Here is a 22,189-nt window from a genome sequence, read left to right on the forward strand (position 1 = left end):
GAGCGACATGGAAGAAATCACCCTTATACTTACGCGAAGTGCTTGACCAGGTCAGTCACAAGAGCTCGAAGGATGCGCTTATTTCCCTTCAGACTCGGATGCAAGCCGTCCCAGGAGACCAGTTCAGCATCGGCGGGCTGGCCAAAAAGCTCCCAGAGATTGACGGCAGGGTCAGGCTGCTTGAGCACGGCTTCGGCTACACGCGCGGAATCTTCGTTGTAGAACATGATCTGCCCAAGCTGAAAGAAGGGGAAAGCGGCAATCTTCTCCTCGATCAGCGAGGTAGGCGTCATCCAGATCCACTTTGCGCTTGTCTGGCTGGCGGCGAAATGGCGCAGCATGATCAGGTTCTTCTCCGTCTCTTCAGGACTTACCAGGGGCTTAGTTGGAGAGACACCATGTCTGCGCCCATCATTAGAGCTGATGTGGCAGATAATCCAATCGGGCCGTTCATTCACCGCGGCGCTAAAACGGGCAATCTCATGCGTGCTTGTATCCCCGCTGACGCCCGCGTTGACAAAGCGAACACCATCCTGGGAGCGTCGTAGGGCGAAGACGGCACGCAGGATTTCGAGCCAGGATTGCAGGTCATCGGTTGTACTGGAGCCAAAGCCAACCACCTTAGCACCGGGAGCAAAGGGAAGTTGGTCCACAAGCGCGGCAAAGTCCGCGTCAGCCAATAACTCCTCGGCCGCCTGGCGTACACGAGCCTGGAAGCCCTGGCGGATCTCGTTATATATCGCGACATCGATCCCAAACATGCTGGCAACTATGCTATCATTTATGCCAGGGAATTGAGCTAGAACCTTCTCTGGATGAGTCAGTTGAATCCAATATTCAAGCATCTGGCGCTGAGAAATAGAATCGGTCATACGAAATTGCTCCTTTTATTTACTTCAATCCATTGTGTCATATTTTTTTGCATCCTAAACGGGCCTCAGGCATTCACAAACTACCGCTTCAGTATAAAAGAGATATAGCCCACTGTCTCTGTTCAAAAGGTGAGGCGCTCCCTGGACAAAATGCCAGGAAAGAGTATGGTCCTGTTTGCATATACCCACATACCATATTGACGGTATGATATACATCACTTCTTCACCATAGAAACTTATGAGGAGAGTTTCACCAATATGAATACGAAGACACTAAGTTCACGTACAGGCTTCCTGACTGATATACTTTTGCTACTACTGGCAGGTATGCTACTTTACTATGGCTCTTCATGGCAGTTCTCAAGCAAGTATGTAGATGCCGCTATTTATCAATGTTATGCAGTAGCTTTCTGGCATGGGCAAGATGGTCTAAATCAATTACCTAGCGAGCAATGTGCATTTCTGAATGACAAAGGCATGCTTCAATCTGAGATACAGAGACTGCACAAATATCATGCTCCTGCCCCAATAATTTCCCTGGCTGAGCGCCAGTTAAGTGGTGTACGTTCACACACTACCCCGCGCGAATACCCAATTCTAACCCTGCTACCTTTTTCACTGCCCTTGATAGTTCCCTTCCAATTTTATCAACAAGCTTTCGCCTGCCTAGTGCTCCTGATTGTAGTACTGCTCTATTTCCTGGTTAAACACTTCATCTCGACTCGAAGTGCAATTCTCTTCCTGATCTATGCTGTTATAGCAGGCTGGTCAACGCTAACAAGCCGCTTCGATATCTTTCCTGCTGCTTGCACTATGTTTGCATTGCTCCTGGCTGAACGCAAACGCTGGACCTGGGCATATGTCTGCATTGCTCTTGGAACGTTCCTCAAGTTCTATCCAGTACTGCTGCTATTGCCACTACTGCTGGCACAACAACAAGCTTCTCAAGGGCTATGGTATGCACGCCAACGCTGGTTACCCATCCTGGTCGGCTTTGTTGGATGTACCATACTTATCACACTGGCATCACTTCTGATTAGCATTCCCGGCACGATGGGAGCATTATCCTATTTCCAGGCTCGTCCTCTTGAAATAGAGACACTTAGTGGAGCCTTCATCTGGCTAGGAAGTTTTGTAGGGTTTCCTTATCATTACCGCTATGCCTTCGTCTCAATGAACGTCACAAGCGCATTAGATAGCATTGTCTCTCTAGCAGGAACTTTGCTATTAGTAGCTGGGATTCTTACTCTCTGCTGGCTACAATGGCGCAAGAAAATCGCTTTATCCATGGCGTTCCTGGTCATGATAGCACTCGTACTAGTAACAGGAAAAATTTTTAGCCCTCAATATATCATCTGGCTTCTGCCATTACTTGCCACAGCCAGGCAAGAAACACGGCCTGCAATTGTATTGTGGACCTCGGTAATGCTTCTAACCTATTTCATCTATCCTGTTGTATATAATGCAGGCTCTCCTCCACCTGAAACTATCTTTCTGCTCTCCCTGGTAAGAGGCCTGCTGTTACTCGGCTTTGTCATAGGAACACTTATTCGAAGCTCGCTAGCGCAACCCCCTGAACAACAAACATTTATTCCAAATACATTGCCAACCTCAATAGCAATCGAGCCATAGCTATCCAACTTTTATTGTCTTGACAAAAAGCAAATTATCAAGAAATGCCTTCATTATGAAGGTGCATTTGTTCAGTTACTGGCAATTGCTCGTCGAGTGAAAAGAAGTGATGACACATTGTCTATTAGCAATGTGTCATCACTTCTTTTTAAGCCCTACCAAGCTTGCAAATAGGCGTACATGTAATTAGAAAAATCTCTATTAGGAAACCTGCGTCTCCTCAATATCAGAGGACTGATAGACCTGCTCAAGGGTCTGGTTGCGGGCGCGAGCGATGCGAGCCAGGCGCTTCTCAAACTGCTGACGCGCGTAGTCACGCACAGCTTCAGGGGTGCCATTCTGCTGCTGATCGCTCTGGATGGCGCCAAAGAGTTCGTTCATACGATCCTCGACGACGGGCCAGAGGGACTTGTCCTGGGCCACCAGGCGCGAGATCAGAAAGACCCCGTAGGCGATGTGCCGCGACTCATCGCGCTTGATATACTGGATGCCCTGTTGCAAGCCAGGCATGATATTGTTCTGAGTAAGCAGGCGGAAGAAGCTGAAATAACCTGTCTCGGCAAGCACACCCTCAACAATCATGTTGTAGAGCACCGAGGCCCGAGCCTGGTTCACTGGCGAGGGATCGGTGAGCAACAGGTTCATCTCGCGTGGCAGGTCGTCGGAGAAGAGGTCACGGGTATTGTTTGCAGTGCGCACACCATGCAGATCACCCTCGGCCTGCATGACCTCGTCGAGGATGCGGCGGAAGAATTCGGTATGCTTCCCCTCTTCCCAGAGGAAGGTCGTGAGAAAGAGCTCTTCTTCCAGGCGCCCCTCGCGCGCCACAGTCATGATCAGAGGCAGGAGATCCAGGGTTACAGCCTCCTCGCCTGCTTGAAAACTGAGAATAAGGTTGCGCAGCCGTGTCCTGGGATCCTCCGCCAACTGCTGCCAGTCCAGGTAGTCCTGGCTTAAATCAATATCACGAGGATCCCAGATTCCCAACTTCTTGGCCTTGTGGTAGAGCCGCATGGGAAGAATGTCATGCCGCAAACCACGGCTGCTTAGCGTAGTATAGGTTCGACGAGGCATCGTTGCCATAGGAGCCAACTCCTTCTCTTGCTTCATGCTAAAAACACATCGCTTCGCATATGGGTTCATCAATCACTATAGCAAGTGTAGTTTTCTGCTAAGCAAAAATCAAGTAGGCTCAAGTGCGCGCTATTTTAAAGTTGTCTGGACTGGATGCCTGAGAACCGTTCGCATCTTTCGGGCGCGGTTTTGCGTGGATCAGTCATGCCCGTAGGCTACGTTAGTAGCGTGCTTCGCCTCCTGAGTAAGGAGGATAAGGAGGAGTATAGGGCGAGTTATAGTACGCAACCTGCCGACGTCGACGTAGAGCAACAACGATGGCTATCACAAAAAGAATGATAGCCACCAGCACCATGACTCCACCGATGGCGCCAAAGATGAGCGGGAGAAGCCAGAGTGCAATGAAAGAACTGATGCGCGCATCATGTGGATGCGCGGGATGATAGCTGACAGGAATCTCGTCGCCTTCATTCATGGAACTACTTGAGAAATTAGAGGTAAACTGTATCACCTCTCCCTGCTGCGTACGAAAGCGCACGACTGGCTCACAGGTTGATGACATAAGCTGTGCATTTATCTGTGAGTCATATTGCATGTTACAGGCAATAATCGAGCCCTGTGTCGTCACAGCGCCTTGCATAAAATCCACTGACGATGTATAGAAGAAAAACGCGATTATCGCGAATGGTAAACCAATGAGCAGAAAGATACCTCCGATCAGGCCGAGGGCAAAAGTGGCAGCACGCCTCATATCCAGGTTCCCTCCAGGAACAATGCGAATATCTTCGACTAAAGGTAGTCCTATGAGATAAACGCGCACATGTATAACTGCTTGCGCATAAGCTAAATAAAAGGCACATCTATTATCATAACACAAAGCCTGTAAAAAAGATGTGCTTATATGTTATTCTTTTAGTAGATTCAAGCACCTGGCATTTCTAATGGTATTTCAATTGATGGCGCAAATAAAGCGCTATGCATGGAGGGCGAAATCCGCATGGATCCCATTCACAATGAGGAACAGCAACCGCAACATCAAGACGAGCAGAATCTGGCGGGCGACAAACAGGCCGATGCACCCGAGAAAGACGTTGTTCTCCCTGAACAGCAGGAAGCGTTATATCCAATCAGTCAAGACGAGGATACCGCTCCCAGGCCCAAGCACCCTATAGAAGACCATCCAACCTTTCAAGAATATGGATCATCAACGCCTGCTGCCGCGGCCGCAGAGTCCTATGGAGAAAGTACACAGGTCGCGTGGCAGGAGGCGCCCTACGGGCCAACACCCCAGCCAGCGCCACCGCCACAGACACCCCAGGTCCAGCCTGTACCAGGGCCGTATGATCCCTACAATAGCCAGCCTTCCTGGCCAAATTATCCTCCACAAGCAAACACGGTCCCAACAAATCCATACAACCCATATGCTAGCCAGTCAGGCGTTGGCTCAGGCATAAACTATGCGGCCCCATCTGGCATGAATTATCCTCCAGTCGCGCCTGTGCCAACCCCTAAGCCACCCAAACAGCCAGGAAAGCTGGCTCGCCCTCTACCGCTCTGGGGGGTTCTGGGAGGCCTGGGCCTGCTGATCGTCCTCTTCGTGGTTCTACATCTCACGGGAAGCGATTGGGCCGCGGGATCAGCCCATGCCAGTGGCGCGGCGCTTCTACTGGGCCTTCTACTGCTGATCGCGCTCGCCATCCGTATGGGGGATGGGATGGGTTCCATCCTCAACAAGACGCGTGTGCGCCAGGCCATAACTTCTGCCATTATCATCGTTGTACTCTTCATCTACTCGGGCGTGGCCTTCAGCATTCAGCCCTCTCTGCACATCGCGCAGGCCCATAGCCTGGAGAATCAGCAGCAGTGGCAGCCTGCTATCGATGAGTATACTCAGGGAGGCGAGCAGGCTCCCGATGGGGCTAACCTGGCCCGGACCTATACCTCCTGGGGCCTGGCGCTAAATAAATCACAGCATTATAACGAGGCCTTAACCAAATTTGATACGGTCATCCAGAAATTTACCGCTAGCTCGGCCCAGGGTGAAGTGCATCGCGCCCAGGTGGGAGATATTGCGGCGCGCCTCAGCCTGAGTCGCCAGAGCCTGGACGCCAAAGATTACGATGGAGCAACGAAGAGCCTCGATACAGTTCTAGGGATCCCTTACTGCGATAACACCTGCCAGACTCAGGCCAGTGCCCTCGATGCCACAGCCTACTACAATATTGGCGAAGGGAAGCTACAGACGCAAGATTATGAGTCAGCGGTCAACGCCTTCGATAAGGTTCTCACTAAATTCTCCAGTGCCCCTGAAGTTGGGCAGTTGCATAGCGACATGGCAAAGGCACTGTTGGGAATGGGAAAACAGGAACGCTCCTCATCCTGCTCCAGCGCCATCCCAACCTATCAACGCCTGGCCAAAGAGTATGGTGATACCAACGAGGGCAAGTCAGCGCAAAAGGATTTGAACGCGCCCCAGGACATCACGGGACACTTTACCAATATCGAAACCGACGTCCCCTTTAATCAGATCGGGCTAACGACCGGTCTGAAGGGTGGAATGGGAAAGGACGCACTCTTCGCCAAATGGGATGGCTCAAAGAAAACAAATATCCAGGACAATGGCAACTTTGCCTTTCATGGCATTTCCCAGGGTAGCTACGACCTGATATGGTACGCCAACAATGGCTCCTATGAGTATGTCGAATTCATCTATCACCAGGTATCACAGGAACCAACCTATGTGGCAGAGGTCGGTCCCCTCTGTCCCGTGAACATGGGGAATGTCACCAACGTTCATACAGCGTAGAACGATAAAACATGCATATTTCCTGGTGAAGCACATATGCTTCACCAGGAAATATATTATTTATCCGCACCGATCTGGCGGAGCAGGGCAGGTAGGTCTAGCAAGCCCCGGTGCGAAACGATCTTACCATTGACGATTTTGAAGAAGCGGTAACGGCCAACTTCAAACTTTTTGCCTGACGCTGGTATACCGCGAAATGGTCCAGAATGTGTTCCACAGAACGTCTCACAAACCGCGACAGTATCGCCTTTGTCAATAATTTCTTCAATAATAGTCTTATGATCAGGAAACGCCTCATTTACAATTGCCAATAAACGCTCAATTCCCTCACGGTTGCGTGGCTCAGATGAATAATCGTAATAGGCTGGATCAAGGATCTCATCGAGCACATCCGCCTTATTCTCGTTCCAGACTTCCGTGACGAAACGTTTAATGACATCCTTATTAGTGCTATTAGACATCTTACCCCCTGTGGTTATCAGTAAAAATGTTTTCAGAAAAGAGAAACTACGGTATAATAGTCAAGCAATTTGACTACATTGTACAGTATATAATACCAGCCAGATATAGTCAAGCAATTTGACTATATCTGGCTGGTAAAAAAGGGAATCGACGACGATGGAATTTGCACCCAATTACGAACTGACGCCTCTACTGATGCTTGGCTCTCGGGCGGTAATTGATGACTTACATAGACACATGGCCGTGCTTGGCTATGATGATGTGCGGCCCGCCCACGGCTTCGCTTTCCAACGGCTCGCACCATATGGCGCAACAGGTAACGAGTTGGCCGAGTTTCTAGATATCACCAAACAGGCTGCCAGCGAAATGATTGACTATCTGGAGAAGCGGGGCTACGTTACACGCCAGCCAAATCCAGCCGACAAACGTGGCAAGATCGTGACCCTCACAGAGCGAGGCTGGGGCTGCATCCGCGAGACAGAGGCCTTTCTCACACGCCTGGAGGCGCAGTGGGCAGAGATTATTGGCCCCAGGCGCATGGCAGAGCTACGTGCCGACCTGCGCCAACTTATCACGGCGGCCAATGGAGGAACGCTGCCGCATAAGTTTCGCCCGGTATGGTAAAGGAATAACTGTAATACGCAATATTGGCGGCTAAAAGCCTTGACAGGATGGTGAAATTTATGGCATACTCTGAATGAATGCTCATTCATTACTCTGAATATTCATTCATTGAAGGCAAATATATGAAGGACTCCATTCAAGAGCAGCTCATCGCCGCACGGCGCAACCAGATCCTTGACGCGGCCACAAAGGTGTTCGCCCAGAAGGGCTTTCACCCCACGACGATCCGGGATATCGCTCGCGAGGCTGGTATCGCGGACGGCACCATCTATAACTACTTTGAGAATAAAACCGCGCTGATGCTAGGCATCCTGGATCGGCTGAATGAATCTGACCGGAGGCATGAAGACTTCGCGAAATTTACTGAGGGCGACTTTCGCAGCTTCACGAAGGCCTACTTCCGCCACAGGCTCACAGCACTCAAAGCAGATAACTTCGAGATCTTCAGGGTCGTCATTTCGGAGATCCTGGTCAATCAGGAGTTGAGAGAGCTTTATTATCGGAAGATTATAGAACCGACATTTACTATGGCCGAAACGTACTTTCAGCAGTGGACGGAGCAACACATCGTCAAGTCAACCAATATGCGTCTCGCCATGCGCGCCATATCGGGCATGGTACTTGGCCTGATCATAGAATACCTTATGGGAGACACGACCCTGGAGACAGCCTGGGATGAGCTACCAGACGTACTTACCGATATGATCATGGATGGATTAAGGAGCGAGAAGCCATGACGAAGAAACAAACGCTACCAGCAACCGCGTCCACAACTTCTATCGCGCCCGTCGACATTACCAGCGCCAGGTTCAAGGCCAATCCCTTTCCCTTTTATGCCCAACTTCGCGCCGAGGCGCCGGTTTTTCCGGTAACCCTCCCTACGAAGCAGCGCGCCTGGCTTGTGACGCGCTATGACGATGTGCTCAGTGTCTTGAAGGATAAGCGCTTCGCCAAGGACCGCCGCAATGCGATGACGCCTGAGCAGCTAAAAAAGGCTCCCTGGGTACCGCCCATGTTCAAGCCACTTGAGCGCAACATGCTCGACCTGGACAGCCCGGACCATACCAGGCTGCGCGCCCTCGTACACAAAGCCTTTACACCACGCCTGATTGAACAAATGCGCGAGCAGGTACAGATCCTGGCCAATGAATTACTGGATAAAGTAGAGCCAAAGGGCAGTATGGACTTGATCGCCGATTTCGCGCTGCCATTGCCACTCACGGTCATCGGGCGTATCCTCGGAGTACCAGTTCAAGATAACCATAAGTTCCATCGCTGGACCAAAACCCTCATTTCAGGAGGCACCAACCGCAACCTTTTCGTGCTCATTCCTAGCATCATGGGCTTTATGGCGTACTTAAAGAAGCTCATCAAAGAGCGACGTACCCGTCCTCAAGATGATCTCATCACGGCGCTCGTACAGGCCAAGGAGGGCAGCGATCAACTCAGTGAAGATGAAATTCTAGCCATGGTCATACTCCTGCTCATCGCGGGCCATGAGACCACCGTCAACCTGATTGGCAGCGGAACACTCGCCTTGCTGGAGCATCCCGACCAGCTGGCGAAATTACAGAGCGAGCCAACACTCATCAAGCCTGCCATTGAGGAACTACTACGCTTTGTCTGCCCGGTTGAAACAGCTACCGAGCGCTATGCCAGCGAAGACATCACGATTGAGGGTGTCACCATTCCACGCGGGGAACTGGTCCTGGCAGCGATTGGCTCAGCCAACCGGGACGCAAACTACTTTGATGATCCCGACACGCTGGACATCACCCGCGAGAACAATAAGCACCTGGCCTTCGGCCAGGGTGTGCATTACTGCCTCGGTGCTCCCCTATCCCGGCTTGAAGGGCAGATCGCTATCAGTACCCTGATCCAGCGCATGCCTGATCTCCGGCTCAGCATCGCACCCGAGCAGGTCCGCTGGCGCGGCAGCTTTGTACTGCGCGGATTAGAGGCGCTCCCAGTCTCGTTCTAACAGGTTAGCCTCAAGCAACCGGGCGGCGCCGATCTTCGTCTCGTCGTCGAGGTCGGCTCTGAAAAGCACCTGCGACGCGTCCTCAATCAGATCCTGAATAACGCGCTCAAGGCGATAGTACTTGAGCGCGCGCCAATCAAACGCGACCTCGCCATAGCCCTGAAAAAAGGGTGCGGGCGGATCAGCTGCCTGGGCATCGCCCACAAAAATAAAATCGCGCTCTCTGGGAGCCAGCATAATATCATCCCAATCAATGATAAATACTTCTCCGTCTGAAGTGCGTATAATATTGGCGGTATGCAGGTCCGCGTGACAGATGACCAGTGGTCCGGCCTGTTGCCGCAGGTGGTCCGCCAGCTTTTCCATGGAGTCCATCACGGCATGAATCGTGGCTTGATACGCCATCCAGTTCCTATAAAGAGACTGCTCAGACGCGCTATCACCCACAAATTGTGCCAGCCTGGCCTCAATTGTCCGCACCCCACGACGGTACTCCGCCAACTCGAAGGCCTCTTTACGCACCCCCTGGAAAACTTCGGCTGGCTGATTGATCTGGTGAATTTGCTTAAATGCAGCTCCCAGGCTACGCCAATACGTATCATCCATACCAGGATTCCAGCTGCTATCACCATCGATAAAGGGATAGAGCACAAGCGTCCACCTGTCGACCGTGACCCACAAGGCCTGCTCCCTCGTAGGCAGGGGAGCAACCACCGATGTGATTCCCTGGTCCCTGAGATAACGCGGCACGCGATAGGCTGGCTCGTAGAATGGTCCCTGCTTAGCTTTCAGCAGATAGGCATCTCCCTGCTCACTCACCACGCGATATACCCTGGCATTCACATCGAGTCCCCCCGATAGCAGCTCAAATGTGGCGGCATTAAGAGCATACTGCTCCTCTAAACAGTGGCGTAGGCTCTCATCTGAAAGACCTGGCTCCTTACTCATATCTCGCATCCCTTCTATCTAGTGAGAGTCATTCTTTTACAGGGTTCTCGGGCTTGAGCATACGCCAGAAGATCTCCGCAGCGGGGAAGTGCTCGATGTATTCTTCTGGATAATACTCAGTCCAGTGGGTAAGGCCATCAAGACACGCGTAGATAGCTCTCAGCAATTGATCTGGATCGCCTGCCACGATCTCACCACTCGCCTGCCCCTCGACGATGCCCTGCCTGATCACGCTACGTAAGGCATGCGCGCGCTTATGCACGAGCTCTCGTAGCTCCTCCGGCGTGGCCTCAGAGTTGCGCATACGATCTAAGAGCTGGTGGTACTCGGGGTGACGCCTGCTTTCTATAAGCCCTGTCAACAACACCCTCAAACGCTCTCCTGGCGTCTTCGTCTTATCCAGCTCCTGCACTATCGTTAAGGGGTTGGCTTGAAAGGCTTGCTCAGCTATTGTGTGCAGGATTATATCCTTGCTCGTGAAGTAACGATAGGCCAGTCCATGGCTGACCGAGGCCTCTGTGGCAATATCATCCATAGTTGCAGCCGGCCCCTTGCGCGCAAAGACGCGCCTGGCAGCCTCTAGAATATGCGTTCGTTGCTCATCACGCAGACGTTGTTTAGCTTCCTCTGAACGAGGCATAAGAGTGCCTCCTCCCTCTTTCCAATAATGACTGACCAAGTCAGTCATTATTATATACAAAAGAGAGAAGGGAGTCAAGTCTTTAGTGTTAACTGCCAGATCCTATGCCTCTTTAACAGCGCGGGCGAGAATTTCCTCGACGACCAATGTTTTGGCGTCGGCGTAGTTCTGCGTATACTTCCAGGTCTTACGCGCAAGCTCGCGCTTGGTATGCTCATATAGCAGTCGGTCAGATTCATTGCGACGGATCCAATCACGGAAGAGGAGCATACGCTCAACCACTGGGCAGCCAGGTGAGAAGACATGGAGGTTAACAGCTGGATTGTCCCCTTTAAGCATACGATGCTCGTGCCATTCTGGCTCGCGAATCCGTAGCACATAGCCCGCGCCCTCCAGGGCCGAAACATAGGCGGCTTCATCCGCCGAGTTCGGCACTACCAGCAAGATATCTAAGATTGGCTTGGCGGCCAGTCCTGGCACCGAGGTCGAGCCAGCATGCTCCAGCAACACAATTCGCTCGCCAAGTGCAGCCCTGATCTTCTCAGCCTCGCGCTCAAAGAGTTCAGCCCAGGCTGGATCATACTCTGCAATTGTCACAGATCCATTCAGAGGCTTGCGTTCCCCCACAGTTACTGCTTGCAATTGTTCCTCAGTAGTTACTCTACCAACGGCCTCTGGTGCTTTATCATGCGTATCATCAATTTCAGGCATAGCATCCCCTTTCACTGCCAAATGTACCTTGCATCAGATCTTCTTCTTTTTCATGTTATCATCTTTTTCGATATTTTTCATCAATAACTTTTCATTGACAGGCTCACATACCTCTCTTAAACTATGGTTAGTATATTTCTCTTCAAAAAAGGACACAGGCTCTCTCATGGACGAAACTTCATAAGCGGTGAGTCGTCCTGAGTAGAAGATACCTGGCAAGGAAAGAGCTTTATGGATAAACGTGTTCAATTTGATTTCGAAATCGAGTTTACCAATGGCGGCGGCATCCAGGGACAGGACTTCCGCCTGGATATCGCGGGCGATGATATAAGCGACCAGGAACTCGCTGACTACCTTGTTAGCGATATGCGCCTACTTATGGTGGGAAGGGTCAAGATTCTTAATAAGGCCATTCTCGCAGAGCAGCACAAACGCACTCCCATCAATACTCAGGCTGGGACTGAGACACTGGTTGACTTGAGTCATACTATTGAACATGGCCTGGTCACCTATAAAGGTCTGCCTGCTCCCATTATCTGCGATTATTTGAGCCGCGAGGAATCCAAAAAGCAATATGCCAGCGGGACTCAGTTTCAGATCGGCAAGATCGAAATGGTGACCAACACCGGCACCTATCTAGACTGCCCTTTCCACCGCTATGAGCATGGGAAGGACCTCTCAGAAGTCGGTGTAGAGAGACTCGCGGACCTGGAAGGTATTGTCATTCGCGTTGATCATAAAGAGACATTTGCCATCAACGCCGACTTCTTTCGTGGCAAGGAACTCCGAGGGCGGGCGGTGCTGGTGCATACCGGCTGGGACAATTACTGGAACACAGAACAGTATTTTGAGCACCATCCCCACCTGACGGAGGATGCCGCGCTCTATCTCGTCGAGTGTGGGGTCAAGCTGGTTGGCATCGACTCCGTAAATATCGATGATACCAGGGGCGGAGAACGACCCGTGCATACCCAACTCCTGGGGGCCGAGGTCCTGATCGTTGAGCATCTGTGCAATCTTCAGCAGCTGCCGAATGAAGGCTTTACCTTTAGCGCCCTTCCGCCAAAATTCAAAGGCGCCGGAACCTTCCCAGTAAGAGCGCTAGCCAGGCTACACCAGGTCGCCAGGTAAGTGAGTGCGAGCCATGCAGCGGCGTGAAGTTGAATATTAAGTACACGAAGTTCTCGGCTCATCCGTGATTATATATGCAGCATAGTATATGTAATCACAGAAAGGGCCATATATGCAACAGACAAATGCTCCCTCATCGTTTCTGCCAGTGCGCAGGAAACGCGGCATCGCTCCCACAAGCGGCTTATCGTTAGCCATTCTTGGCGCCATCATTATCTTTGGCATCGGCATCGTCAGCGGGTTCCATAACATCTCTGGCACCAGCGAGTTTGGGCAGGTCGCGACCTGGTTGATCCTCTTCGCCTTGTTTGGCACGCCTCTGCTGGCGGGACTCGTGGGAACTCTGCGCTCAGGACATCTGGGTACAGGCACGCTCTCAGGCCTATGGAGTGGCTTTCTGGTTGGCCTCTGCCTGGCAATCTATATCATTATTCTCTACCTTACCAACGCGCCCACCCAGGTCTCACCAGAATCAGCCAGACAGGCACAGGACGCCCTGGCACAGCAGGGAGTCCAGGTCTCTATCCAGAGCATCCAGGCCAACGCGACGCGCCAGGTTGGTCTCACAGGCCTGGTCATCGCCGACGTGATTCTCGTCTTGCTCTGGCTGGGCATTGGTGCAGTGCTGGGAGTTATCGGAGGAGCCATTGGCAAGATCTTTGTGCGCCAGCCACGCGACTATGTCGTGCCTGCGGCAGCTGTGGCACCTCATTATGATGAGACTCCTCTCCAGGAACAGTATGTAGAGCCATCCCCCAACTATACCACGCCACCCGTTGAGGAACACCCTACCGAACCCGCTCCCCAGGAAGAGGCACGTACCACTGAAGATTTCGAAGATTTCCATAAAGGTTCCTATAATACCACCCCATCAGCCAGATCTTCACGCGATGAAGTGCCTCCCCAGGAGAGCTAGCCCGGCGCTATGTATGTACGTGCCTCCGTGTCAGTGGAGACACGTACATACATAGCACTCACCTCACCCTATCTCCCAACTGGAAATTGAACCTCGACGACAGATGCATCCTGGCGCAGGCCTTGCAGGTAGATTTGGCGCGGCGGTCCTACGAGCCGGTAGCTGTTATCATCCAGCCAGTGATGCAGGACGACAAAGGCCTGGCCACTGGCAAGAACATCACCGGTGAAAACGGTGCAGGCCATCAAATGCTCAGGCAGCGTATGGACGGTAATGTGCTCATTGCCGGGAAGGAGCCTGCGCAAAGGCGTGGCAAACTCTACATCCGCGTATAGCCCGTCCTCACGCGCTTCATGGCGCGAGTACCAGAGCAGCATATCTGGGCCAGAATATGCTATCTCTTGCTGCTCCAGGTAGGACTGAAGGCGCGTCCGTGGCTCCACAAAGTTACTTCCAAGAGCTACGAGGCCTCGGGTTGAGGCTACAAGTAGCGGATCGACCTGTTTTAAGCGTACTTCATAGTCTGGCATATTCTCCTCCTGTTCAATCTGGCGCAAGCGGGCGGCAATACGTGCCAGGCGGGCCTGCTCGGTATCAATAATCTGCTGTGTTTGGGCCTGCTTGAGTCTGAACATACCATGTAGCACCTCCAGGGGAAGCGACTCCTCTAACAGTTGCACGATCTGTTCCAGGGGAAAGCCCAGGTCTTTGAGTGCGAGGATACGGTTTAAGCGTGGAAGCTGGTCCAGTGAGTAGTAGCGATAGCTGGACTCGGGGTCCAGCGCCAAGGGCTTGAGCAGACCAAGCTGGTCATAGTGGCGCAGCGTCGCGATGGACACCTGGCCTACGCGAGCGAACTCGCCAATTTTGAGCATACTCCTTGCTATCATTCTTCTTAATTGAGAACCTCCAGCCAGAGCATACACTCTCAAGTAAGGTGAGAGTCAAGAGGAAATGGATACAAAGAAAGAGGGGTGTTCGAGCATTGCCCGAACACTCCCTCTTTCTTTGTTGGTTAGTCTCTTTCTTCGAGGCTAAAGATCTATCGCGGGGATCTGATGCACGCCTAGTGCGAAGGAGAGTTCACCGCCATGATGCATATCATGCTCGATCAGGTGCCAGATGACCCACTGTCGCGTAAAGGTTTCCTCATCTTGAGTGTCCTCGTCAACATCGCGCAAAATCTCTTGCAGGTCGGCGGGCGTCCAGCGTTCGAGTGCATTTTGAAGCGCCTGCCAGGTTATCTCCAGACCGCTCACCAGTTCGGCAGCAGACCTTACAGGCTGAGTGGGACGATCCCACTCTCCAATGGTGCGAAGCCGCTCATCACCTATTTGCAACACATAGTAGGACCAGCGGGCACGAGCGCCAATAATGTGGCGCACGAGCGTATCTATATCGCGCAGGTGAGGCGCGACACGCAAAGCAAGTTGCTCAGAGGTGAGTGGGGCAATGGCTTTGATAAGATGTTGCTGGTAGACATCCCAGCCTTGGTAGAAGGGTGCGAGTGTAGAAGGTTGCTCGGTCATCAATGATTTTCCTCACATTTTCATAACATAGTTTGTTACGCACAATTAGCATGTATGATTGTGAATTGCTTGTTCCGAAAATGGAGGATGGTACACCTTGGGGGCATTCAGACAATGGGTTTGATGACCAGAATGAAAGGCAAGGTGTACGACCTCCACGAGATGTGAATGGTGTTCATACAATTCCCCTCCTTTCCTGTTTGAAGAACGACGTTTCGTGCTAATAGGATAGCATAGTTTCCCTCTCTATTTCAAGCCGTGTGAGGGAGTCTTCGCGCCTGCGGCGCTCAGAGAATAAATGATATGCATGGGCAACGGGCCGCAGGCCTGTTGCCCATGCATATCATTTACCTAATCTTTCAAGTTGTGAGAGGAATATATTGTGGCAGCAGGTCGTAGTTTTGGCGGTCGAAGCGGCGTGTGCGGCGGCGGAACTCAAAAGTGAAGCCGGGCCAGAGCGTGGTATTGCGCCCCCTGGCGTCCAGGTACCAGCTTACACAGCCAGAGGCCCAGACCGTCTTCTGCATCCGCTGCTGCACCTCGTCGTTGTAAGCGGCCTCAACCTCGGATCGGATCTCAACGACCTGCGCCTGCTTGCGCTCCATCGTTCTGAAGCAGTCGAGCAAGTAGCTGAGCTGCGACTCAATCATGTAGACCATGGAGTTATGACCCAGGCCTGTGTTGGGGCCAATCAGCAAGAAAAGGTTGGGGAAACCAGGAACAGCCGTACCCATGTAGGCATGTATGCTCTCGCTCCAGGCGTCAGCCAGCGTCTGACCACCGCGCCCACGCACACATTGAGGCAGCCGTGCATCAGTGACATGGAAGCCGGTGCCGCAGATGATGACATCGACCTCGTGCTCCTGGCCGTCCTCAGTGACCACGCTTCGGGTTCGGACCTCGCTGATATGGTCGGTAATAACCTCAACATTGGGTTGAGCGACCGCTGGATAGAAGTCGTCTGAGACCAGGATACGCTTGCAACCCATGGCATAGTGAGGTGTGAGCTTCGCCCGCAGCTCTGGATCGGCTACCTGCCGCGTCAGGTGTTCGCGGGCAAACTGCATCCCCTTCTCCATCGCCTTCTGATTGTAGACCATGCCCAGGGCAGTCAATTCCTGGCGCAGATAGATGCGCGTGCGTACAAAGCGCTGCGTAAAGGGGAGAAGGCGATACAGACGCTTCTTCTCCTCTGAGATGGGATGATCCAGGCGCGGAACGATCCAGGGTGGTGTGCGCTGAAAGAGGGCCAGGTGCGCGACCTTCGGCTGAATCTGGGGTACAAACTGAATGGCCGAGGCCCCGGTACCAATTACAGCTACGCGCTTGCCCGTAAGGTCCAGGTCGTGGCGCCACTTCGCGGAGTGGAAGATCTCACCCTCAAAGTTCTCAATGCCAGAGATATGGGGGAGCGCAGGCTCGCTGAGTGGACCATTGCCGAGAATGAGGATATCGGTAGTAAACTCGCGCTGCGAGGTCGTGATATGCCAGCGCTGCTCATCATCGCTCCACGAAGCGTCGCGAAGCTCGTTGTTCCACCAGATATGGGGCAAAATGCCGAAGTGTTGCGCACAGTCGCACAAATACGCCTGAATCTCGCGCTGGGGCGAGTACATATGGCTCCAATTTGGGTTGAGGGCAAAGGAGAAGGAATACAGGTGCGAAGGGATATCGCAGGCACAGCCTGGATAGGTATTGTCGCGCCACGTGCCCCCAATATCCTCCGCCTTCTCCAGCACAACAAAATCTTTGTACCCGCGTTGCTTCAGCCGAATGGCCATGCCCAATCCAGAGAAGCCCGTGCCAAGAATACAGATGTGCACATGCTGGACCTCGCCGTCAGCCGACTGGTCCGGAGCATCTGTACGCTGCTGCTCATCGTCAGCATACTTCTTGCGAGCGCCACTGCCCGCGAAAACCTGGAACATACTCGCTGCCTCCAAGCATCAATTGACTGCTCGTCTGATACATCTTGAAGAAGAGTATACCATATCGCTTATTATGATTTTACAACAGGTGCAGGAGCATTTGAAGTACCAGGCATAGAGGCAACCGACTTCATGTAGATAAAATGGTGCAGGCCAGTCCGGCGTAAAACCATTTTGAAAAAACCAGGGAAGGCTGTCAAGGCGGTTTCGGTATCAAGCGTCTCCGGGTTCTCAAGCGTGTAGTGCTTTCTATGCCAGAACACAGTACAGCCTCCCGCAGCTTGCACATTGCGGTACCAATCTACCTTTGGACCATAGGTTAAGGCAATCACGAACCCCTCATTTAGCGGCCAGACCATAATCACTATCTCATAAGACTTTCCGCTTCGACGCCCAACATGCCTAAGAAGCGCGAAAGGGCCAAAGGGAAGGATCGCAAGCCCACGCAGGACGCGATTTGTGACATATTTGTTAAATACGCGTATCCGGTCAGGAAACATGATATCCTCCTTGAAAAAGTATCAGGGACTAACGACGCTGCTAAAGCACGCGTCTACATATTACGGCCTTAATGAACGCATGATAACCTCGATGACGGCGTTAGCATGGTCGGATGACGAGTCCTGCACCTCCTCACCCGCAAGCAAACGGTGCATTACGACATAAGTTAGCAGGCCACCAAGTAACGTGTATGCCACGGCATCTACATCGACATCCGCGATAATTTCTTGCACTTTGGCAGCTCGTAGCTGCGCGGTAATAATACTGATACCTCGTTGGGTAACAGTCGAGAAGAACAGCGTGCCAAGCTGGGGGAAACGCGGCATCTCCGTAATAATCATGCGTATCAGGGGGAGATAGCCGGGCTGGTTGATTGTAGCCAGTATCTCGTAAGCCAGCGTCGCCAGAACCTGGCGTAGTGATGCGAGATCATGAGCAGGTGAGAGAGTTTCAAGCTTCTCAGAGAAACGCGGCATCTCCATCGTCAGGTGACGCAGGACATCCACAAAAAGCGCCTCCTTGTTGGCATAGTGGCGATAGAAGGTCTCCTTTGAAGAGATTCCCGCCTCTGCCAGGATGCCTTCAATACTTGTTCCCTGGTAGCCTTGCTGAAGAAAGAGTTGGTGCGCGGCGGCGCGTAGCCGCTCCCGTGTCTTCTGAGTACGTGTGTTCTGTCTCTGCTCCATTATCGCTCCCCTGTAATCGTAACGTACTGTACGTTACGATTATGCCACAAAGAGCCGTGAAAGTCAAGGGCATATAAGGGCCTATACAGATACGAGTGATCTTTTCGTCTAGGTATGGTGGGAAAGCGACGAGAAGGCGTCCAGGTATCCATGAAGCAAGGAAACCAGATCTCCCCGCGCTTCTTGCTCCAGCCACTCCTCAAGAGCCACACGTAACGCTGTCATGTAGACGGCTACCAGGAAGCGAATCTCATTGCGGTTTGGGGCAGATTCCAGGCGGGAGCAAAGCGCATCACAGAGGGCTGGCTCTGTTTCCATCAGGGCATAGAGATAGACAGAAGCGATCGAGGGGGTCTGCACAGCCACCTGATAGCGGAGCAGAAAACTGGCCCGCTGCTGCTGATACTGGCTGGCCAGGTACTCAAAGGTCGCTCTGAGTGCTGCGTGCGGTGACTCCGTTGGCGCCGCGTGCTGCAGAAAGCGGAGACCATCACTCAGGGCCGCGTGCATTGGCCCAAAGAGCACTTCCTCTTTAGACGCAAAATAGCGAAAAAAGGTGCGCGGTGACATCATCACCGCCTCAGCAATGTCCTGGATGGAGGTGTGCTCGTACCCCTGTTGCTGGAAGAGTCGGAGCGCCGCCTCCTCAATGGTGGCCTGAGCCAGACGTTTCTTGCGTTCTCGCAAACTCATCTGCTGCGATTCGTCATGTAGTGAGGATGCCATGCCATTCATTTCTATTTTTCTCTTATTGACTTTTGCTGTTCAGTGACATTACAATTCAAAATAGACACATATGACAACTGGAGACAGTATACACGTTGTGTTGATTTCTTGAAATGACGATTTTTGAAGGATGGGGCTTCAGTTTTTTTTGAGAAGCTCAAAGCGAACCTCAGTATGTGTGGTTTGCCAGTGATTTTGTCCTCCAGGCATGCTTTATGGTTCATATGACGTAGGCACGCCTTGCTTCCACATAGTTCTCTCCGACAAAAAAGCTCCTGCTCAGCCGGATGCATGCGATGTACTAGATACAAGGAGTCCTTTTGATGTTTGCCCTGCCTGAAGATTTTCTCCAATTTATGCGCGATGTGTACGGCATAGAGGCGGCCAATGCCTGGTTTCAACGCCTCCCATCTTTTTTAGAGGAATGCGCGGAACGCTGGCAACTGAAGCTCTTGCCCCCGTTTGAGAATCTCTCTTTTCACTACGTGGCACCGGCTGTACGTGCGGATGGCACACCAGTTATCCTGAAGACGTGCGAGTTTTCCGATGAGTTTACACATGGGCTGGCCGCGTTGCGTCTCTTCAATGGCCGAGGCATCGCTCGTCTCCTGGAGTTTGATGAGGAACAAAAGGTGATGGTGCTGGAGCGTTTGCAACCGGGAACCATGCTTGCGTCACTGGTGCCGGAGCAGGATGAGCAAGCCACATCCATTCTGGCCGGGGTCATGCGTCAACTCTGGCGACCAGCACCCACAGAGCATACTTTTCCGACGGTTGAACAATTGGGGCAAGGATTGACGCAGCTCCGCGCACGCTATGCTGGTGGATATGGTCCGTTTCCGCCGCGCCTGGTTGATGAGGCGATGGATCTTTTCGTGACGTTAAGTGCTTCGGCTCCCCAGACCATGTTGCTACACGGCGATCTCCAGCACCACAATATCTTGCGTTCGGGTGATACATGGCTGGCTATCGATCCTAAAGGCGTGGTTGGTGATCCTGGGTATGAAGTGGGAGCCTCGTTCTATAACCCCATGCCTCGCATCCTTGAAGTGTCCAACCTGGAGCAGATGCTGGCCCGGCGCGTCGCTCAACTGAGCGAGGAATTGGGCATGGAACGGGCGCGCATACGTGGCTGGGGCCTGGCACAATGCGTGCTCAACGCGTGGTGGTGCGTAGTAGTGAATGATCGGTTGAGCATGAACCCGCCGCGCGGAATACTCAGATGCGCGGAAATCCTTTCTCGTCTCAACGTTTGATGCTCAGCGCCGTTGGACGGGATATGCATCACCAGCGAGGACAAATAGACTTTCAAATCATAGTATGATATTATCCATCTATGTGCTTCGATTTCTCAGAGCACATAGAGGCCTGAAAACTTTTTGATAGCAAAGGGCATTGATAGACATGGCTAAGGCGAAAGATCACCACCACTATGCACCCAACGCTTGCATAGTCGCCCAGGGCCTCACTATGTCCTTTTTCAGGTTGATCATCTCCTGACTTACATAGTTGACTAATTTTGTCCGTGGGCGTCCCTCTCCACTACACGCTCGCGGCTTTTTTGTTATCCGCCAGATCGACTCTTACCTCTCACGGCAAAGCCTGCTCGCGCCGGGTGAAGACACGCCCTCAAAGCTACTCTAGAGTAGCAAACCTATAGAATGGAGTTTCTTTATGTCCAGTATCCTCCTTCCCCCAGGCTTTGTGACACGCCCGGCAACACTTCAGGATGCCGAGGCTATCGCGGCCATGAACGTTGAAGTCGAACTCGCCCTGCTGGGCGTAAGCGAGAGCGCAGCCGTTGATGTGCTGGAGTTCTGGCAGGACCGTGATGTCAACTTAGAGAGCGACACGCTGGCAGTGACGGCACCCACAGGCGAATTCGTTGGTTATACCAGTGTGGCCCAAACGAGACGCGGTATGATGCTCGACGCCAATACAGCCATACGCCTCTCCTATCAGCAGCAGCCTATCGGTGCCTATCTAATGCAATTCGCTGAGGAGCGCGCACGTACCCTGCTCGACGCTTACCCGGAGACGCCTCGCACCTTCTACACGTGGAGCTTTACCCGCGATATGTCTCACCTACTCACGCAAGCGGGCTTCAAGGTCGCGTCCAGCGATTACCGTATGCGTATTCTCTTTGAAGAGCCGCCTATGGCCCCCCGTCCTATCGAAGGCGTTATCATTCGCCCTTTCATTCCAGGTCAGGAGGAGCGAGCCATTTATAATGTCGTTGCTGAGACCTTTCCCGATATCGATGGCGAGCCATATCGCCCCTATGCAGACTGGTACGAGGGTATGTTTGAGAAGAACTCCAGTGCCGACCCATCTATGTTCTATGTAGCTATCGCCGATGGAGAAATGGTTGGCGTCACGCTCTGCCGCATCTATCCCCAGGAACATAGTGGACATGTCTCGCAGGTTGGAGTACGCCGCCCCTGGCGCAAACGCGGCATCGCCCTCGCCCTGCTCTCTACAGCCTTTAATGAGTACTACCGTCGCGGCGTCCGCGAGGTCCTGCTCGACATGGACTCCACCAACCAGACGGGAGCCTGGAACCTCTACCATCGCGCCGGTATGCACGTTCGCTCCCAGGTCGACTTCATGACAAAGAGCATATAGAACCAGATTGCATTGTAGGGTCTCCTACATTTTCTCAGGGGGAAGAGTGTGGTGCTCATTGGCAGCCACCGGCTACCAATGAGCACCACACCTCCTACCCAGGCGAGCACCACAGGTCCGAGGAATCAAGCCAACAATCTACTTATTAAGAACAAATAGGTCATATGCCCCATCTATCTTTATCGCTTTTCTCCTACACTAAGGACAGACAACTTGTATAAAACTTTTCTTACTTACAGGGGTGACATCATTATGTCCTATCATACGTTCATACCTTCGAAAACAAATAGGCATCCAATTGTTCTCAGCAGCTTGTTGTTACTGGTTCTTTGTTTCTTCTTCGCAGGCTGTGGCTCGAAACCAACATTACAGGAGCAAACTTCCAATCAGAAGATAC

22 protein-coding genes are annotated in these 22,189 nt (G+C 52.3%); 9 read left to right on the forward strand and 13 right to left on the reverse strand.

The window, feature by feature from the left end; genetic code table 11:
• Positions 1–29: 29 nt before the first annotated feature.
• On the reverse strand, positions 30–872 hold the full coding sequence (locus JMJ16_RS03860) for an SGNH/GDSL hydrolase family protein (protein WP_201378536.1): 843 nt from the start codon (positions 870–872) through the stop codon (positions 30–32).
• 258 nt (positions 873–1,130) lie between these two features.
• Between JMJ16_RS03860 and JMJ16_RS03865 the strand changes: the two genes are divergently transcribed.
• Positions 1,131–2,504: a glycosyltransferase 87 family protein gene (locus JMJ16_RS03865; protein ID WP_201378537.1), complete on the forward strand. Its 1,374-nt coding sequence runs from the start codon at positions 1,131–1,133 to the stop codon at positions 2,502–2,504.
• Positions 2,505–2,705: 201 nt separating this feature from the next.
• Here JMJ16_RS03865 and JMJ16_RS03870 read toward each other — a convergent pair whose 3' ends face one another.
• Both JMJ16_RS03870 and JMJ16_RS03875 read right to left on the reverse strand, forming a co-directional pair.
• Positions 2,706–3,587 (reverse strand): R2-like ligand-binding oxidase, encoded by an 882-nt coding sequence (locus tag JMJ16_RS03870; protein WP_201378538.1) that lies wholly within the window; start codon positions 3,585–3,587, stop codon positions 2,706–2,708.
• A gap of 211 nt (positions 3,588–3,798) precedes the next feature.
• Positions 3,799–4,398, reverse strand: coding sequence for a DUF3592 domain-containing protein (locus JMJ16_RS03875; protein WP_201378539.1), 600 nt, complete (start codon positions 4,396–4,398; stop codon positions 3,799–3,801).
• A 177-nt stretch (positions 4,399–4,575) separates the two neighbouring features.
• On the opposite strand from JMJ16_RS03875, the gene JMJ16_RS03880 reads away from it, so the two are divergent.
• Positions 4,576–6,384 carry a tol-pal system YbgF family protein gene (locus JMJ16_RS03880; protein ID WP_201378540.1) on the forward strand — a complete coding sequence of 603 codons (1,809 nt, stop codon included), beginning with the start codon at positions 4,576–4,578 and terminating at the stop codon, positions 6,382–6,384.
• A 56-nt stretch (positions 6,385–6,440) separates the two neighbouring features.
• Here JMJ16_RS03880 and JMJ16_RS03885 read toward each other — a convergent pair whose 3' ends face one another.
• The gene (locus JMJ16_RS03885) at positions 6,441–6,845 is read right to left on the reverse strand and encodes an ester cyclase (protein WP_201378542.1); all 405 of its coding nucleotides are present in this window, start codon (positions 6,843–6,845) and stop codon (positions 6,441–6,443) included.
• A gap of 157 nt (positions 6,846–7,002) precedes the next feature.
• Between JMJ16_RS03885 and JMJ16_RS03890 the strand changes: the two genes are divergently transcribed.
• From JMJ16_RS03890 to JMJ16_RS03900, 3 genes are all read left to right on the forward strand, one after another.
• The gene (locus JMJ16_RS03890; protein WP_201378544.1) at positions 7,003–7,470 is read left to right on the forward strand and encodes a MarR family winged helix-turn-helix transcriptional regulator; all 468 of its coding nucleotides are present in this window, start codon (positions 7,003–7,005) and stop codon (positions 7,468–7,470) included.
• A 122-nt stretch (positions 7,471–7,592) separates the two neighbouring features.
• On the forward strand, positions 7,593–8,207 hold the full coding sequence (locus JMJ16_RS03895) for a TetR/AcrR family transcriptional regulator (RefSeq protein WP_201378545.1): 615 nt from the start codon (positions 7,593–7,595) through the stop codon (positions 8,205–8,207).
• A complete protein-coding gene (locus JMJ16_RS03900; RefSeq protein ID WP_201378547.1) occupies positions 8,204–9,451 on the forward strand; it encodes a cytochrome P450 in 1,248 nt (415 codons plus the stop codon). The genes JMJ16_RS03895 and JMJ16_RS03900 overlap by 4 nt, the downstream gene beginning before the upstream one ends.
• On the opposite strand, the gene JMJ16_RS03905 is transcribed toward JMJ16_RS03900, so the two are convergent.
• From JMJ16_RS03905 to JMJ16_RS03915, 3 genes are all read right to left on the reverse strand, one after another.
• Entirely contained in the window at positions 9,425–10,399 is a 975-nt protein-coding gene (locus JMJ16_RS03905) for a phosphotransferase enzyme family protein (RefSeq protein ID WP_201378548.1), read from the reverse strand. The genes JMJ16_RS03900 and JMJ16_RS03905 overlap by 27 nt on opposite strands.
• 28 nt (positions 10,400–10,427) lie before the next feature.
• A complete protein-coding gene (locus JMJ16_RS03910; RefSeq protein WP_201378549.1) occupies positions 10,428–11,039 on the reverse strand; it encodes a TetR/AcrR family transcriptional regulator in 612 nt (203 codons plus the stop codon).
• Positions 11,040–11,141: 102 nt separating this feature from the next.
• Positions 11,142–11,750, reverse strand: coding sequence for a GrpB family protein (locus JMJ16_RS03915; protein WP_201378550.1), 609 nt, complete (start codon positions 11,748–11,750; stop codon positions 11,142–11,144).
• Positions 11,751–11,981: 231 nt separating this feature from the next.
• Here JMJ16_RS03915 and JMJ16_RS03920 point away from each other — a divergent pair, with 231 nt between their 5' ends.
• Both JMJ16_RS03920 and JMJ16_RS03925 read left to right on the forward strand, forming a co-directional pair.
• Positions 11,982–12,881, forward strand: a complete 900-nt coding sequence (locus tag JMJ16_RS03920; protein ID WP_201378551.1) for a cyclase family protein — start codon at positions 11,982–11,984, stop codon at positions 12,879–12,881.
• A 112-nt stretch (positions 12,882–12,993) separates the two neighbouring features.
• The gene (locus tag JMJ16_RS03925; RefSeq protein ID WP_201378552.1) at positions 12,994–13,797 is read left to right on the forward strand and encodes a hypothetical protein; all 804 of its coding nucleotides are present in this window, start codon (positions 12,994–12,996) and stop codon (positions 13,795–13,797) included.
• Between the two features lie 68 nt (positions 13,798–13,865).
• Here the strand turns inward: JMJ16_RS03925 and JMJ16_RS03930 are convergent, their stop codons facing one another.
• The 6 genes from JMJ16_RS03930 to JMJ16_RS03955 form a co-directional block, all read right to left on the reverse strand.
• Positions 13,866–14,672: a MerR family transcriptional regulator gene (locus tag JMJ16_RS03930; protein ID WP_201378553.1), complete on the reverse strand. Its 807-nt coding sequence runs from the start codon at positions 14,670–14,672 to the stop codon at positions 13,866–13,868.
• A gap of 159 nt (positions 14,673–14,831) precedes the next feature.
• The gene (locus tag JMJ16_RS03935; protein WP_201378555.1) at positions 14,832–15,326 is read right to left on the reverse strand and encodes a DinB family protein; all 495 of its coding nucleotides are present in this window, start codon (positions 15,324–15,326) and stop codon (positions 14,832–14,834) included.
• A gap of 359 nt (positions 15,327–15,685) precedes the next feature.
• On the reverse strand, positions 15,686–17,254 hold the full coding sequence (locus JMJ16_RS03940; protein ID WP_201378557.1) for an NAD(P)/FAD-dependent oxidoreductase: 1,569 nt from the start codon (positions 17,252–17,254) through the stop codon (positions 15,686–15,688).
• A gap of 71 nt (positions 17,255–17,325) precedes the next feature.
• Positions 17,326–17,754: a nitroreductase family deazaflavin-dependent oxidoreductase gene (locus JMJ16_RS03945; protein WP_201378566.1), complete on the reverse strand. Its 429-nt coding sequence runs from the start codon at positions 17,752–17,754 to the stop codon at positions 17,326–17,328.
• Between the two features lie 60 nt (positions 17,755–17,814).
• Complete coding sequence (locus JMJ16_RS03950; RefSeq protein ID WP_201378568.1) at positions 17,815–18,441, reverse strand: TetR/AcrR family transcriptional regulator; 627 nt, start codon at positions 18,439–18,441, stop codon at positions 17,815–17,817.
• Between the two features lie 108 nt (positions 18,442–18,549).
• Positions 18,550–19,176 (reverse strand): TetR family transcriptional regulator, encoded by a 627-nt coding sequence (locus JMJ16_RS03955; RefSeq protein ID WP_201378570.1) that lies wholly within the window; start codon positions 19,174–19,176, stop codon positions 18,550–18,552.
• Between the two features lie 314 nt (positions 19,177–19,490).
• On the opposite strand from JMJ16_RS03955, the gene JMJ16_RS03960 reads away from it, so the two are divergent.
• Complete coding sequence (locus JMJ16_RS03960; protein ID WP_201378571.1) at positions 19,491–20,423, forward strand: aminoglycoside phosphotransferase family protein; 933 nt, start codon at positions 19,491–19,493, stop codon at positions 20,421–20,423.
• Between the two features lie 418 nt (positions 20,424–20,841).
• Positions 20,842–21,792, forward strand: a complete 951-nt coding sequence (locus JMJ16_RS03965) for a GNAT family N-acetyltransferase (protein WP_201378573.1) — start codon at positions 20,842–20,844, stop codon at positions 21,790–21,792.
• Positions 21,793–22,189: the final 397 nt, after the last annotated feature.

The organism is Ktedonobacter sp. SOSP1-52 (assembly GCF_016587395.1).